General features: G+C 48.1%; 12 protein-coding genes. 8 read left to right on the top strand and 4 right to left on the bottom strand.

Annotated features, from left to right (window positions below):
- The first annotated feature begins 26 nt into the window (after positions 1–26).
- The 4 genes from CI595_RS04515 (at position 27) to yicI (ending at position 7,222) form a co-directional block, all read left to right on the top strand.
- Positions 27–2,096: a glycoside hydrolase family 31 protein gene (locus CI595_RS04515; RefSeq protein ID WP_095172094.1), complete on the top strand. Its 2,070-nt coding sequence runs from the start codon at positions 27–29 to the stop codon at positions 2,094–2,096.
- A gap of 172 nt (positions 2,097–2,268) precedes the next feature.
- Positions 2,269–4,266, top strand: a complete 1,998-nt coding sequence (locus CI595_RS04510) for a glycoside hydrolase family 31 protein (RefSeq protein WP_095172093.1) — start codon at positions 2,269–2,271, stop codon at positions 4,264–4,266.
- 74 nt (positions 4,267–4,340) lie between these two features.
- Positions 4,341–4,979, top strand: a complete 639-nt coding sequence (locus CI595_RS04505; protein ID WP_095172092.1) for a YesL family protein — start codon at positions 4,341–4,343, stop codon at positions 4,977–4,979.
- Positions 4,976–7,222: an alpha-xylosidase gene (gene yicI / locus CI595_RS04500; RefSeq protein WP_095172091.1), complete on the top strand. Its 2,247-nt coding sequence runs from the start codon at positions 4,976–4,978 to the stop codon at positions 7,220–7,222. The genes CI595_RS04505 and yicI overlap by 4 nt, the downstream gene beginning before the upstream one ends.
- A gap of 100 nt (positions 7,223–7,322) precedes the next feature.
- Here the strand turns inward: yicI and CI595_RS04495 are convergent, their stop codons facing one another.
- The 3 genes from CI595_RS04495 to CI595_RS04485 are packed head-to-tail and all read right to left on the bottom strand — an operon-like array spanning position 7,323 to position 9,204.
- Positions 7,323–8,144, bottom strand: a complete 822-nt coding sequence (locus CI595_RS04495; protein WP_095172090.1) for a hypothetical protein — start codon at positions 8,142–8,144, stop codon at positions 7,323–7,325.
- Positions 8,138–8,836 (bottom strand): ABC transporter ATP-binding protein, encoded by a 699-nt coding sequence (locus CI595_RS04490; RefSeq protein WP_095172089.1) that lies wholly within the window; start codon positions 8,834–8,836, stop codon positions 8,138–8,140. Before CI595_RS04490 ends, CI595_RS04495 begins: the two co-directional genes overlap by 7 nt.
- Positions 8,833–9,204 (bottom strand): GntR family transcriptional regulator, encoded by a 372-nt coding sequence (locus tag CI595_RS04485; protein WP_095172088.1) that lies wholly within the window; start codon positions 9,202–9,204, stop codon positions 8,833–8,835. Before CI595_RS04485 ends, CI595_RS04490 begins: the two co-directional genes overlap by 4 nt.
- A gap of 181 nt (positions 9,205–9,385) precedes the next feature.
- Between CI595_RS04485 and CI595_RS04480 the strand changes: the two genes are divergently transcribed.
- The 3 genes from CI595_RS04480 (at position 9,386) to CI595_RS04470 (ending at position 12,906) form a co-directional block, all read left to right on the top strand.
- On the top strand, positions 9,386–10,150 hold the full coding sequence (locus CI595_RS04480) for a nitroreductase family protein (protein WP_095172087.1): 765 nt from the start codon (positions 9,386–9,388) through the stop codon (positions 10,148–10,150).
- A gap of 121 nt (positions 10,151–10,271) precedes the next feature.
- Positions 10,272–11,342 carry a tetratricopeptide repeat-containing glycosyltransferase family 2 protein gene (locus CI595_RS04475; protein WP_095172086.1) on the top strand — a complete coding sequence of 357 codons (1,071 nt, stop codon included), beginning with the start codon at positions 10,272–10,274 and terminating at the stop codon, positions 11,340–11,342.
- 85 nt (positions 11,343–11,427) lie between these two features.
- Entirely contained in the window at positions 11,428–12,906 is a 1,479-nt protein-coding gene (locus CI595_RS04470) for a collagen-like domain-containing protein (protein ID WP_095172085.1), read from the top strand.
- Positions 12,907–12,965: 59 nt separating this feature from the next.
- Here the strand turns inward: CI595_RS04470 and CI595_RS04465 are convergent, their stop codons facing one another.
- Positions 12,966–14,312: an amidohydrolase gene (locus CI595_RS04465; RefSeq protein ID WP_095172084.1), complete on the bottom strand. Its 1,347-nt coding sequence runs from the start codon at positions 14,310–14,312 to the stop codon at positions 12,966–12,968.
- A gap of 225 nt (positions 14,313–14,537) precedes the next feature.
- On the opposite strand from CI595_RS04465, the gene CI595_RS04460 reads away from it, so the two are divergent.
- Entirely contained in the window at positions 14,538–16,061 is a 1,524-nt protein-coding gene (locus tag CI595_RS04460; RefSeq protein ID WP_095172083.1) for a serine hydrolase, read from the top strand.
- The last annotated feature ends 7 nt before the right edge of the window (positions 16,062–16,068 follow it).

Here is a 16,068-nt window from a genome sequence, read left to right as displayed (position 1 = left end):
GTTTATTATAACAGTGAGGACAAGAAATGACGGATATTATAAAAAGAGAAGATGCATCAACAGGAGATTTTCGTTCAGACAATCAGTTTTTGCTGGGATATTTTGAGGAAAAGGATCATGCACTGTATTACCGTTACGATGCGGAGCGTGTCATTGTGGAACCCTGGGGGCGAAACAGCCTCCGTGTCCGCGCCTCCAAGATGCCCCAGATGCCGGAGGAGCTTTGGGCACTGGACGGTAAACCGGAGGGATGCCAGGAAGCCAAAGTTGTGATACATGATTTTTCCGCAGAGATCACCAATGGGGATATCAAAGCAGTAGTAAATAATATCGGAAAGATAACCTTTTACAACCGGAAAGGGGAAGTGCTTCTGGAAGAATATGTCCGCAACAGAGAGGACATGTTTGCAGATACCTGCAGTTCTCTGGAGGTTGAGGCGAGGGAATTTAAACCTATCATCGGAGGCGATTACCAGCTCACCATGCGGTTTGAATCCAATCCTGAGGAGAAGCTTTACGGTATGGGACAGTACCAGCAGAAGTTCTTAAACGTAAAAGGGGCGGAGCTGGAGCTGGCACACAGAAATTCACAGGCCAGCGTGCCCTTTGCATTGTCATCTCTGGGTTATGGATTTTTATGGAATAATCCGGCAGTGGGCCGTGTGAGCTTTAATAAAAATATCACCACATGGGAAGCAAGATCCACTAAGAAATTGGATTATTGGATCACAGCAGGAGATACCCCCGCCGAAATTGAAGAAGCCTATGCGGATGCCACAGGAAAAGTTCCCATGATGCCTGAATACGGCATGGGATTCTGGCAGTGTAAGCTCAGATACCAGACACAGGAAGAACTTTTGGAGGTGGCCAGAGAGTATAAACGCCGCCAGATTCCCATTGACGTCATTGTCGTGGATTTCTTCCACTGGCCGAAACAGGGGGACTGGAGATTTGATGAGACATACTGGCCTGACCCGGATGCTATGATCGCAGAGCTGAAGGAGATGGGAATAGAACTGATGGTTTCCATCTGGCCTATGGTGGACTATAAAAGTGAGAATTTTGAGGAGATGAAGGCAAAAGGCCTTCTCACACGGGTGGAAAAAGGTGTCCGCATTGACAACACTTATATGGGCAACACCATCCAGTATGACCCGACCAATCCGGAAGCCAGAGAGTATGTGTGGAATAAGGCAAAGCAGAACTATTATGACAAGGGTGTGAAGATTTTCTGGCTGGATGAAGCAGAACCGGAATATACGGTGTATGATTTTGAGAACTACCGCTATCATCTGGGGCCGAATGTCCAGATCGGAAATATCTATCCGGCAATGTATGCACAGACCTTCTTTGAAGGTATGAAAAAAGAGGGGCAGGAGAATATTGTCAATCTGCTGCGTTGTGCATGGGCAGGAAGCCAGAGATACGGAGCACTGGTATGGTCAGGGGATATTCATTCCTCCTTTGAGAGCCTTCAGAACCAGTTCGCAGCAGGGCTTAATATGGGAATCGCGGGGATTCCGTGGTGGACAACGGATATCGGAGGATTTTTCGGAGCAAACATCTACGACGAGGATTTCCATGAAGTGCTGATCCGATGGTTTGAATACGGTACCTTCTGCCCGGTTATGCGGCTGCACGGCTACCGTATGCCATATCAGCCTCAGTATGGGACAACAGGCGGCGCAGCGTGTGTATCCGGAGCACCCAATGAAATCTGGTCCTACGGGGATAAGGTTTATGAAATCTGCAGGAAATACATTGAAATGCGGGAAGCCATGCGCCCCTATGTGCGCAGTCTGATGGAGGAAGCCCATGAAAAGGGAACTCCTGTCATGAGGCCTCTGTTCTATGATTTCCCGGAGGACAAAATGTGCTGGGAAAATGAGACACAGTATATGTTCGGACCTGAACTATTAGTTGCCCCGGTCATGGAAAAAGGCCAGAAGGAAAAAGAAGTATATCTTCCTGCAGGGGCTTCCTGGAAACATGTATGGACAGGCGAGACTTATCAGGGCGGACAGACAGTGGCTGTGGCTGCACCTATTGATCAGATTCCGCTCTTTACAAAAGATGATTATGAATTGAACTTCTAAGATGATTATGAATTGAACTTCTAAGATGATTATGAATTGAACTTCTAAATGGAAGGGGCTGCTGCACGTAAAACTGGGGCAGCCCTTTTGCAAAATATGAAAACAAGACCGGAGTGTGCCTGATAACGGATTTGGACAGGCTAAAAAAGCTCTGGAAAGAGGAGGTATTGGAATGCTGAAACAAGTGGGTAACAAGTTATACAGAAGGCAGGATAAGGAATTACTCCTGATCGAGCCGTGGGGGGAGAACAGCCTGCGTGTGCGTGCCACACAGCGAAGTGAATTTATTCCTGATACAGACAGTGCGCTTCTTGAGCCAAAGGACACAGATGTACAGATTTCCATTGAGGGGAAAAAGGCGGTTATCACCAACGGCAGATTAACCTGTAAAGTCATGGACAACGGGGTGCTTCAATATTATAATCAGGATGGAAAGCTCCTTTTGGAAGAGTATGACCGCACCAGGGACATGTATGAGGGAAGCGGCAAATTTGCCAGCGCGCTGGAGATCGTACCCCGCACCTTCCATCCCCGCCAGTGCTCCGATAATTTTAAACTGACCGTTCGGTTTGAAGCATATGAGAATGAGAAATTTTACGGTATGGGACAGTACCAGCAGCCATATCTGAATGTGAAGGGCTGTATCATTGAGCTTGCTCACAGGAACTCACAGGCAAGTGTTCCGTTTGCCCTGTCAGACAGGGGATATGGGATCCTCTGGAATAACCCGGCTATTGGTCAGGTGACTTTCGGAAAAAACGTTACGGAATGGATCGCAGAGTCAACCAAGCAGATGGATTACTGGATCACCGCGGGGGATACCCCGGCTGAGATCGAGGAGGCCTATGCGGATGCCACCGGAAAAGTTCCCATGATGCCGGATTACGGCATGGGATTCTGGCAGTGTAAGCTGCGTTACCAGACCCAGGATGAGATTCTGGAGGTTGCCAGGGAATATAAGAGGAGAGGCCTTCCCATAGATGTCATCGTTGTAGATTTCTTCCACTGGCCCCATCAGGGAGACTGGAAATTCGATCAAGACTATTGGCCGGACCCGGCAGCCATGGTCAGGGAATTAAAAGAGATGGGGATTGAACTGATGGTATCCATCTGGCCTACCGTGGATGCGGAGAGCGAGAATTATGAGGAAATGACGGAACTGGGCTATCTGACCCGCTCGGAGTATGGAAAACGGATTGGACAGCTTGGGGATGCCTGCATCATAGATGTGACCAACCCTGACGGGAGAAATTATGTGTGGGAAAAGATAAAGAAAAATTATTATGACCTGGGTATTAAAATCTTCTGGCTGGATGAGGCAGAGCCTGAATTTACAGGATATGAATTTGAACATTACCGCTATTTCCTGGGTGCAGATATGGAAGTGGGAAATTTATATCCCAAATATTACGCGCGTATGGCGTATGAGGGCATGGAGGCACAGGGGCAGGAGAACATTGTGAATCTTCTCCGCTGCGCATGGGCAGGCAGCCAGAAATACGGTGCGCTTGTTTGGTCCGGTGATATTGACTCCTCTTTCCGCGCGCTGAGAAACCAGCTTGCAGCAGGACTTAACATGGGAATCGCCGGTATTCCGTGGTGGACAACTGATATCGGCGGCTTCCATGGCGGCAACATCCATGATGATGCATTTAAAGAGTGCTTTGTCAGATGGTTTGCCTTTGGTGCGTTCTGCCCGGTCATGAGGCTGCACGGATTCCGTGAACCGTTCAAAGAGCCTCTTGGAACTACGGGAGGAGGAAAACATATAAGCGGAGCGGAAAACGAGGTGTGGAGCTACGGGGAAGAAGTATACGAAATCTGCAAAAAGTATATGGAACTGCGTGAGAAGATGCGCCCGTATGTGAAGACACTGATGCAGGATGCCCATGAAAAAGGGACACCCATCATGCGTCCGTTGTTCTATGATTTCCCGGATGACAAAAAAGCATGGGAGATCGAGGACCAATATATGTTCGGAAGTAAAGTGCTGGTCTGCCCTGTACTGTATGAAGGGGTCAGAGAACGGAATGTTTATCTGCCGGAGGGAAAATGGAAGAACATCAATGACAACAGGATATACGACGGCGGTGCCGGGTATACGTGCGCTGCTCCGTATGACAGCATTCCGGTATTTGTAAAGGCAGGGGAACTGGAAGACATTTTTTAAACGGATCCGGCAGCCGGGCAGAGCAGGCTGTCTGCCGGCAGGTGAAAGAAAAGGAAAGAAAGCAGGGATGACATATGGGCAATGGTACGATATTTGGTTATGACGGTAAATATGTAAAGGTGATAGATAAGATATTCAATACAATTGTATTGAGTTTATTCTGGCTGATTGGATGTCTCCCCATCATAACGATCGGTGTATCTACAACTGCCATGTACTATACTGCAGTGAAGGTGATCAAAAAAGAAGAGGGATATGTACTGGAAGAGTTTCTGAGATCATACAGAAGGAATTTAAAGGACGGTATCCTTCTTGAAATCCTTTTTGCGGTGGTATTGTTTATCCTGCAGTTAAATGTGGGGATCCTGCAGGCAGAGACTTCAGGATATATAGGATTGTTTTTTATCTGTCTGTACTATGGTGTCAGTATATATGCAGCAGGCATGCTCTGCTATGCCTTCCCTGCGCTTTCCAGATTTGAAATGCCGATGGGATGGATTTTGAAGCTGTCCATGTTCATGACAGGGCGTTATTTCCTGACAACGGTTGTGCTGCTGTTTATTTTGGTATCCTCCGCCGCCATCGTGGCATGGATACCCTATACCATGATCGTTGTGCCGGGAGGAGCGGCTTTGCTTTGTTCTGAATTTATGGAGCGGGTACTGAAAAAGCATGAACCAAAAATAGAAGAACTGGAGGAATCACAGCTATGAGATTTACCAATGGATATTGGCTGTTAAGAGACGAAATGACCCCGGCCTACGCCGTAGAATACGCGGGCCATACCGTTAAGGGAGATGAACTTGTGGTTTATCTTCCCGGAAAGCATATTGCGGGCAGAGGGGATGCCCTTAATATTCCCATGCTGACCGTCACTCTTTCAACACCCATGGAGGGGGTTATCAAGGTGTCTGCCGTTCACCATGCAGGCGCGCTTTATAAAGGGCCTTTTGCGGAAATAAAAAATAACCATCCCCATGCAGAGATCACCGAGACAGAGGATTGTCTTACCTTTGCAAGCGGCAGTTTGAAAGCTGTGATCCACAAGACCCCCAATGCGTACAAGCTTGCTTTTTATGAGGGGGAGAAATTCCTGACAGAGTCCAGCTTCCGCAATCTTGCACACATGCATAACAGGGAAACCGGTAAGAATTATATGGTGGAACAGCTCCTCATTGATGTGGATGAGTATGTATACGGCCTTGGCGAGCGTTTTACACCGTTTGTGAAAAACGGGCAGACTGTTGAGATGTGGAATGAAGACGGCGGCACAGCCAGTGAGATCGCCTACAAAAATATACCGTTTTACATTACCAACAAGGGATATGGCGTCCTGGTGGACAATGAGGGGGACGTGGCTTACGAGATCGCCAGCGAGAAGGTGGAGAGGATCCAGTTCTCCGTGGAAGGGGAGCGCCTGGACTATTATTTCATCAGCGGGCAAAGCCCAATGGGGACCGTGGAAAAATATACAGAGCTGACCGGAAAACCGGCACTGCCTCCGGCCTGGTCCTTTGGCCTTTGGCTCACCACTTCCTTCACAACAGATTATGATGAGGACACCACCTCCGGGTTTATACAGGGGATGGCTGACAGGGATATTCCGCTGCATGTGTTCCATTTTGACTGTTACTGGATGGAGGCTTTTGAGTGGTGTAACTTCAAATGGGATCCAAATGTGACTACTGATCCCAAATCCATGCTGCAGAGGTACCATGACAGAGGTTTGAAAATCTGCGTATGGATCAACCCTTATATTGCCCAGAGATCCTGTCTGTTTGAGGAAGGCAGTAAGAATGGATATCTGGTAAAACGCACAGACGGAAGTGTATGGCAGACAGATCTGTGGCAGCCGGGAATGGGACTTGTGGATTTCACCAATCCGGATGCCTGTGCATGGTATCAGAGCAAACTGAAGACACTTTTGGACATGGGGGTGGACTGCTTTAAGACAGACTTCGGTGAAAGGGTGCCTGTAAAGGATATTGCTTATTTTGACGGCTCAGACCCGGTTAAGATGCACAATTACTATACCTATTTATATAATCAGACGGTATTCCAACTTTTGGAGGAAGAAAGAGGAAAAGGCGATGCTGTCCTCTTTGCCCGTTCTGCCACCGTAGGCGGACAGAAATTCCCGGCACACTGGGGTGGTGACTGCTCAGCTACCTATGTTTCCATGGCGGAGACCCTGCGGGGCGGATTGTCCCTTTCTCTCAGCGGTTTCGGTTTCTGGAGCCATGATATCAGTGGATTTGAGCAGACAGCTCCCGCGGATATTTACAAACGCTGGTGCCAATTCGGGCTTTTAAGTTCACACAGCCGTCTGCACGGTTCTTCCTCTTACCGCGTGCCGTGGCTTTTTGATGAGGAAGCCTGCGTGGTGCTGAAAGAATTTGTCAACCTAAAATGTCGTCTTATGCCGTATCTGTACGGGCAGGCTGTGCGCTCCCATACATACGGGACACCGGTTCTGCGGCCCATGTTCCTGGATTTCCCCCAGGACAGAGCCTGCGACACACTGGACCGCCAGTATATGTTCGGTCCTTCTCTGCTTGCTGCTCCCATCTTTAAGGAGTCAGGCGAAGTGGATTACTATCTGCCAAAGGGAACCTGGGTGAACCTGATCACAGGGGAGACACGGGAAGGCGGAACCTGGTATAAGGAAGTCCATGACTATCATTCTCTGCCGCTCATGGTGAAAGAAAATACTATTCTGCCCATAGGAAACAATGACCGGGAAGCGGAGTATGATTTTGCGGACGGTGTGACCCTCCTTCTGTCCGTATTTGCGGATGGAAAAGAGGCGGAAGTGGAAATTCCGGACTGCAAAGGAAATACCGTAATGAAAGCCCATGCCCGGTGCTGTGACGGAGAGATCCTGGTACATGTGGAAGGTGGAAACGGTAATTACTCAGTGAAGAGCCTTGTGGGACAGAAGATCAGAATGGTATAAGAAATGTATCTGTAAAGATGCTGTATCCATTGCAGCAGGATATAAAAAGAGATGGCACAGAACCTTGCGAACAGGTTCTGTGCCATTTTTTTCTGATACCTTACTCCAGATTCAGTTTTTTTGACAAGATGTATCTGCTGCCAAAGAAGAAGAAAATACCGGCTAAGAGATACCATATAGTTTCCACGATATAAGAATAGTTTACGACAGTCTCACCGGCACGTGTGACCATTAGGGTTGCTCCGATCCCACCGGGAAGAGTGATTCCGCTAATGATAAGATTTACGATATTGCTTACAATAACAATGCCAAAGAAGGACAGTACGGACCCCATGACTTTATGAGTCTTAAATTGGCTGCCCAGGCAGATGGCAAAGATCAACAGCCCCGTAGAGAAGCAGAAGAAATCAATGAAAATGGACAGCAGGTAGATAATGGTATTCATGATATCCGAAAATCCGCTCAGGGAACTGAGGGAGTGCCACATTTCCCCCAATACATGAGTGAAAGCAGGCCAGGTATCCTTATTGATCAGCAGGATACCGATGGAGATGACTACAAAAATAATGTCAAGTATTGTCCAGATCCAATAGATAAACATTTTAGACAGCAAAAGCTGTGTGGGTGATACCGGAAGCGTGTGGGTCAGGTAGCCCTCATCGGAAAAGAAACTCTTCTGTATATGCATCGCCAGATAGAGCATGGTCATGAGCAGGACCGCCATGATCCCCAAAACATAAACGGTCACATAAAACATAGTTGTGATTCCCATGACGGTGTTGCTGGAATCAGAGAGATATTTTGAAAAATAAATTTGATATCCCATACGCCCGATAAGTGCATAAACTAAAAGCGCTCCGTGTACAATAAATAGTAGTGTGGAAACAGACCTCCACTCATATTTGAATAGTTTCTTTAACATTTGAACACCTCCCGGAACAGACTATCCACAGAAATGCCTTTTGCAAGGCGGATATTGTCCACACTGTCCTGCATGCGGATATGGCCGTTCTGAATAAAGATCACATCATCCAGAATGTTTTCCACATCGGAGATCAAATGAGTGGAAATAAGGATGGTTGCATTTTCGTCGTAGTTGTTGATAATAGTGGAAAGGATATAATCCCTGGCTGCAGGGTCCACGCCCGCGATTGGCTCATCCAGGCAGTACAGGCTGGCTCTGCGGCTCATGACCAGTATGAGCTGTACTTTTTCCTTAGTACCTTTGGACATGGTGCTTAAACGGTCGTTAGGGTTGATATTCAGCTTCTGCAGCATATCATAAGCCCGGGACCTGTCGAAATCCGCATAAAAGTCACAGAAATAGGAGATCAGATCAGAGACCTTCATCCATCGGTTCAGATAAGTGCGTTCCGGCAGATAGGATACGATCTTCTTTGTCTCCACACCGGGTGCCTTGCCGTCAATAAAGATTTCACCCTCAGTGGGAACCAGAAGCCCGTTCAGCAGTTTGATCAATGTGGTCTTGCCGCTGCCGTTAGGGCCAAGCAGACCGATAATTTTACCACGCTCCAGTGATAAGTCGATGTGGTCGAGTGCCAGTTTATTGCCGTAACGTTTTGTCAGGCCCCGGCAGTCAAAAATCGTACTCATTTTTTCTCCTCCTCGCTCACTTTTTGGATCAGCCCTATGATGTCCTCTTTAGACAGGCCTATTTTTTCCATTTTTTCAAGAAACTCTTTGACTTGTTCAGATGCAAGTTCTGTTTTCAGACTATCTATCATACTAAGGTCCTCCGTAATGAATCTTCCGCTGGTTCTCTGGCTGTATACCAGGTTCGTACGTTCCATCTCTGACAAGGCTTTCTGCATTGTGTTGGGATTCACACCGGCAGTCTGTGCCAGGTCCCGCACAGATGGAAGTTTACTCCCCGGCAGATAGATGCCGGCGATGATATCGGTTGTGATACGCTCGATCAGCTGTACATAGACAGGCCGATCTGGATTTAGTTTCCACGACATATAATGTAACACCTCCTGTATTACTGTACTAATTGCTTAATACAATAATACGCGTTTATAAGCCCATTGTCAATAAGTTTTAAAAAAAATACAAAAGAATTTGAAAAACCCTCGATTTAGGCATTGCAATTCCCCGATTATATGTTACAATATTGTTACGGAAAAATTAAAAGGTGAGAGTATGAACTTATACGAAGCGATATTTTCAAGGAAATCAGTCCGAAGCTATGAGATGGAACCGGTGAAGGCTGCTCTGCTGAATGAGATCAGAGAGTATTACAGCCAGATTGAAGGGTTAAATCCCGGTATCCATACGGAGATTTCTATTATAGATAATACTAAGGGACAAAATAAAAGAATACATCTGCTGGGCATAAAGGCTCCGTATTATATTGCCTTTTACTCAGAGGAGAAAGACCGGGCCATGATGAACGCGGGTTATATTATGGAGCAGCTTGCGCTCTTTATGTGTGCCAAAGGGCTGGGGACCTGTTTCTTTGGCGGTGTGAAGCCAAAGGCAGGGAATCCGCACAAGGGGAATCTGAAATTTGTGATCCTCATGGCATTTGGATACAGCCGGGGCAGCCATACCAGAAAGGCCGTGGAGGCCAAGCGCATGGACCTGCAGGACCTCTGTGTGTACAAGGAGGTTCCGAGGCAGTGGATGAAGCAGCTTCTGGATTCCGCACGTCTGGCTCCTTCCAGTATGAACAGCCAGCCGTGGCGGTTTGTAGTTTATGATAACAGAATTCACGTGTTTGCCAAGAAGCATAATATGAACCATCTGGGCAAATATGAGGAATTTAATTTTGGTATCATGTTTTCTCATCTAATGATCGTTGCGGAAGAATTGTGGCTGGACGTGGATTTGATCCGTCTGGAGGATATTACCCATAAGAATTTCCCGAACAGCCAGTATATATTGAGTGCTATTTTAAGGACGTGATCAAGGATCATGTCCTTTTCTGATTTTTATTATGGACGATTAGGCATACAGCGGCATATTGTGTTACGAGACGGCTCTTGGATCCAGAGGGCCGAACTGCGTGAGAAGGAAGATGGAAGGCATGATATCTGTGAGTTTATGTATGATTGTCAGGGATGAGGAGAAGGTACTGGAGCGCTGTCTGTCAGGGGTCAGGGACCTGGTGGATGAGATCATTATTGTGGATACCGGGTCAAAGGACAGAACAAAAGAGATTGCTGGCCAATATACCAAAAAAATATATTCTTTTCCATGGACGGATGATTTTTCAGAGGCCAGGAATTTTTCGTTTTCCAAGGCATCTATGGAGTATTGTATGTGGATGGATGCGGATGATGTTTTGTCTGAAAAAGACAGAGGGGCTTTTTTGAAGCTGAAACGTGAACTGTCCCCGGATACGGACATTGTGATGATGCGGTACGACACGGGTTTTGATGAAAATGGGAATGCTGTTTTGGGATATTACAGAGAGCGTCTGATACGGAATCTGCGGGGATTTTTGTGGCAGGGAGCCGTACATGAGGTGATAGCGCCAGAGGGAAATATTGTTTACTCAGATGTGGCTGTTTCCCATAAAAAAACAGGTATTGGGAATCCGGACAGGAATCTCAATATTTATAAAAAAATGCTTGCAGAGGGGAAATGCCTCAATGCCCGTGAGTTATATTATTATGCCCGTGAACTTTATTATCATGAGGAATATAAGGAGGCGGCAGAGACGCTCCGGGGTTTTTTGGAACGGGCGGATGCATGGATCGAAAATAAGATAGAGGCATGTAGGGTCATGGCAGAATGTTATGAGAAAACAGGGGAACGTGCCGTATCGTTGAGAACGCTTTTGAAAAGCCTGGAATACGATGTGCCCAGGGCAGAGATCTGCTGTGATATTGGAAAATATTTCATGGAAGAAGGCAGGTATGAAATCGCTGAGTTTTGGTATAAAACTGCACTGGAATGCAAAATGGATTTAACCAGGGGAGGCTTTGTGCTTCCGGACTGTTACAATTACATCCCGGCAATGCAGCTTTGTGTCTGCTGTGATAGGTTGGGGAGGTACGCGGAGGCGGAGGCCTATAACGACAGGGCAGGGGAGTATAAGCCGGATTCCCCGGCTGTTTTATATAATAGAAATTATTTTCGGGGAAGAACCTGAATTTATTAAGTTTTGAACATCCATTTGACATTAACATACAATGTATTAGCAGTCTTGAACTGCTAAAAGAAATGGATGTGATATTATGAGTGATAATTGTAGATATGGAAAAGAAGAGAGTGCTGCGGCGGACAGAGATAATAATGTGCATGCAGCAGGATGTGAGGACACAAGATGTTGTCCCATATGTCATGGGAAAAGATGCTGCTGTCCCGGCCCGGAAGGTCCTATGGGACCCATTGGGCCAATGGGACCAATCGGACCCAGAGGGGTTACGGGCGCAACGGGAGCAGACGGAATGCGAGGAGCCACGGGGCCTACAGGAGCGGATGGATTGCGGGGAGCAACAGGCGCTACAGGAGCCGATGGATCGCGAGGTGCAACCGGGGCTACCGGGGCCACAGGTATGACGCCTGTGATCACTGTGGCAGGAACAGTGACCGGTGACCCGGGAACGGACGCCGCTGTTGATGAAACATTTACGCCTAATGGGGCCCAACTGTTATTTACGATTCCGGCTGGAGTTACCGGTGCTACCGGAGCGGCTGGAGAAAAGGGAGCAACGGGGTCCACGGGAGCTACCGGAGCGGCTGGAGAGAAAGGAGCCACGGGAGCTACAGGAGCCGCTGGAGAAAAAGGAGCTACAGGAGCTACAGGAGCGGCTGGAGAGAAAGGAGCCACGGGAGCTACCGGAGCGGCTGGAGAGAAAGGAGCCACGGGAGCTACCGGAGCGGCTGGAGAGAAAGGAGCTACGGGAGCTACCGGAGCGGCTGGAGAGAAAGGAGCCACGGGAGCTACCGGAGCGGCTGGAGAGAAAGGGGCTACGGGAGCTACCGGAGCGGTTGGAGAAAGAGGATCCACAGGAGCTACCGGAGCGGCTGGAGAAAAGGGAGCTACGGGAGCTACAGGAGCGGCTGGAGAGAAAGGAGCCACAGGGGCTACAGGAGCGGCTGGAGAGAAAGGAGCCACAGGGGCTACTGGAGCCGCTGGAGAAAAAGGGGCTACGGGAGCCACAGGAGCTACCGGAAACACAGGGGCCACAGGTCCGGCAGGCCCTGCAGGAGGCGCCGCAGGGTGTGCATGTGTTGCGCAGATGAGAGATTTACTCCGACAGATTATAACTCTTTATCCAAGGGATAATATAGTGATTTCAATGGAAAGCGGAAATAATGTTAGCGGTCGGCCCGGCAGCCTTCTGCCCGCTCCAAATACAAATCCTAATGCAGGACTTTTTCAACTGGTAAATAGCCAGGGGGAAGCACAGGAGGCGGTATCTATCTGCAGAATTGCAGCCGTCAAAATCACCAGTGCAGCTTACAATAATGATATTGTCTATCTTCCGGCTCCCAACCCCACACCAACAGGCTGCTGCGCAAATTGTGAAGCTGCTGTCCGTTCCTATCTGCCGGTGGGCACGGCTGGGGTTGAAATCAAGGCAGGCGGTCAGACTGTCGGACAGGGGCGGGTACTGAAGAACCTGTATGGATTAGTAGTTCTTGTTGACCAGAATAACAGTAATCCGGTTTTTATTTCTACTTGTAAGGCCGAAATAATCTCAAAATAAGAATTGTCATTAAGGTCAAAAAATACGTTAGACTTTATACGGGGGAGGAAACCTGTTTTTCAGGTTTTCTCGTCCCTTTTTTTGTCCTGTAAACGCAGTAATTCCTGCCTGGCCTGAACGGCAACAGAGGGATGCAGCAAAATCTCACAGGCACAGGAAGCAAGGATTCCGGCAGCGGCCAGCATTCCTTTGTGTGCTATAGAGGATCTGCCCTGTGCAGTCACACTCCAGTGATGAAGAGGAGAACCGTTTGCGTAACAGTTTACCATGAAAGCAGAAGAAGGGATCCTCTGGCTGACATTTCCGGCATCTGTGGAAATACTGGTCTTTCTGTGAAGAGAAAAATCCGGGACGGTATCAATCGGATCCGGGGTGTCCGGTAAATTGCCAAATGGCACAAAACGTGCAGCATAACACATCTCCTCATCTGTATAAGAAAGCGGCAGAAAGCGGTCAAGATATTTCAGTACCAGATCGTCAAGTGTCTGATTGGGCAGAAAACTTTCATAGATACATTTTTCATCTATCTCCACAGTGGTATCTGTCATGAGGGCTGCACCTCTGGCAATATTGTTTACCCTCTCTTTTAATGCCTCTGCCTGCTCCGTGCGGGGAGCACGGATGGCGTAGAAAACTTCAGCTTCGGCAGGGATGATATTTGGCGCAGTGCCGCCGGAGTTCAGATAAGCGTAATGGACCCGGGCCTCATCGATCATATGCTCACGGAGGTAGTTGACACCTACGTTCATCAGTTCACAGGCATCCAAAGCACTCCTTCCCATATGGGGAGATTGGGCAGCGTGGGCACTGGTTCCCTGGAAGCGGTAAGAGACACGGCAGTTAGCAAGAGAATCATTGAATAGTCCGGATTTAAAGTGAGGATGCCAGGAAAGACAGATGTCTGTTCCTTCAAAGAAACCGGCCTCTATCATGAAGGCCTTACCTGCAGCGTTCTCTTCAGCCGGACAGCCGTAATAAATAATGGTTCCACCGGTTTTTTTAAGGTCCATATAATCTTTTGCCGCAAGGGCAGCTCCCAGTGCGCCGGTGCCCAAAAGATTGTGGCCGCACCCGTGTCCGCAACTTTTTGCACCGGTGGAAGCAGACGCTTCGGTGGGCGGATGAATACTGTCAGTCGGCCAGAACAGGCCCGGGAGCGCATCGTATTCACCGAGAAACCCGATAACCGGATGACCGCTCCCATATCTGGCCATAAAGGCGGTGGGCAGCGTGGAACAGGGGGAACTGACGGCAAATCCATGATTTTTCAGGATATCCATCTGGAGCGAACAGGATCTGAATTCTGAGAAGCGCTCCTCAGCAAATTCCCAGATACGGTCAGCGGCCTGAATGAGCTCCGGTCTGTGGTTGTCTACAAGACGTTTTATTTCTTCTGTGTTAAGCATATATTTTTCCTTTCCCGGCAAAAGAGTTTTCGTGCCGGCTCCCTACCTTCACAGTTACGCGTTTTCTTTTATTATAAGATGGAGAAAATTTCCGGTCAATCTGTAAATGTTTCTTGACAAAATAAAATGTAACTGATATAGTTACAGTATAAATGTAATAATTAAAGTTACAAAAACGTGATGAGGATTTATATTCTGAGCCTGATGCTCAGGAAGGGAGCAGCTATGAATACGAAAGAACACGAAGTTATGAAAATGAGAGGCAGTGCAGATGTGTCATATCTTGGACAGAGTGTGGATTCCATGGTATGGGAGTTTATGAAGGAAAAAGAGATTCCGGGACTTACCCTGGCAATTGTCCAAGCACCGTATATTCCAAGGGTAGTGGGGTATGGACTGTCAGATACAGGTGAGAGAAGGCTGGCTTCTGCGAACACAATGTGGCCGGCAGGTCCCATTTCCCAAGCATTCGCGGCTGTAGCTGTCATGCAGCTTTTTGAGGATGGAAAGCTGGGACTTGAAGATAAGCTGGGGGATCACATACCGGAAGTACCAAAGGAATGGCATAATATCGAAATCCTGCAGCTGCTCCGCCATGCGTCAGGGCTGCCGGATTACCGAAAAGACGGGTTTGACATTTATAGAGAATGGGAATTTCAAGAGATGCTTGCGCTGATATACAGAGAAGCACTGCATTTTACTCCGGGTACGGATGTAGAATGGAGTGCAGCAAACTTTTTGATGCTGACAGAGATTGTAGAACGCGTAAGTGGTGAAACGTATCACGATTTTGTGATGGAAAGGCAGATCCGTTTCCTTGGGCTTAAGAGGACAGGATTTGCGGAGGACCTGGAAAATTTCCGGCATGAGGATGTGTCTCTGACAGAGAACATTCATCAGCTTTTTAAGAAAGACGGAAAGTACATAGACCCTACGGAACCGGCGGCAAGTTATGACATAGCAGGCAGAAAGACAGAGCGGGCTGCATCCTCAGCCCTTAGGGGTGTGGGGGATATCTGGGCATCCGCGCAGGATATATCTTTCTGGGATATCGGGCTGGCAGGCGGGGTGCTGATCCATAAGCCGGAGCACAGAAAGCTTGTCTATGCGCCATGGAACCTGCCGGACGGCAGAGAAGTGCCTGGAGTGGCAGGATGGCAGTTTTATAAACACAGAGGACTGATGGATATCAAGGGTTCTGTTCCGGGGTATTCTTCTTTCCTAAGCAGGTTCACTCACCCGGATGAACTGGTATGCGTCACGCTTCTGTCCAATAAGGAGGGAATAGATTTTACGAACCTGGGAAGAAGAATTGCAGGTGCTTTCGGAGATTTGCTGTCCACCAATTACGATGATAATAAATTGTATCTCCTTGAAGGGCAGTTCCCGGTGGAGGATATGGTCAGACGATTGCAGATTATCCTGGAGGAAAAGAAGATCCCGGTATTTGCCATATTTGACCATGCAAAAAATGCGGAGGAGGCAGGTTTATCCCTGAGGCCGACCACCGTGGTTGTTTTCGGGGCACCCAAGGTTGGGACCGGGCTGATGCAGGAAGACCAGAGTATTTCCCTGGAACTTCCTCTAAGGATCGCTCTCTGGGAGGATGCGGTGGGCAGTACCTGGCTGGCATTTCCGAGAATGGAGCGGCTGGCAGGAGAATATGGCCTGGGCAGTCATCCGGTGATTGGGAAAATGCAGACACTTCTGGAAGAGCTTGTGAGAAAAGCGGGGAGTATTTATGCATAGTTAAAAT

It is taken from the genome of Blautia hominis (assembly GCA_002270465.1).
Taxonomy (GTDB): Bacteria; Bacillota; Clostridia; order Lachnospirales; family Lachnospiraceae; genus Blautia; species Blautia hominis.
This window is presented reverse-complemented; position numbering and strand designations above follow the sequence as displayed.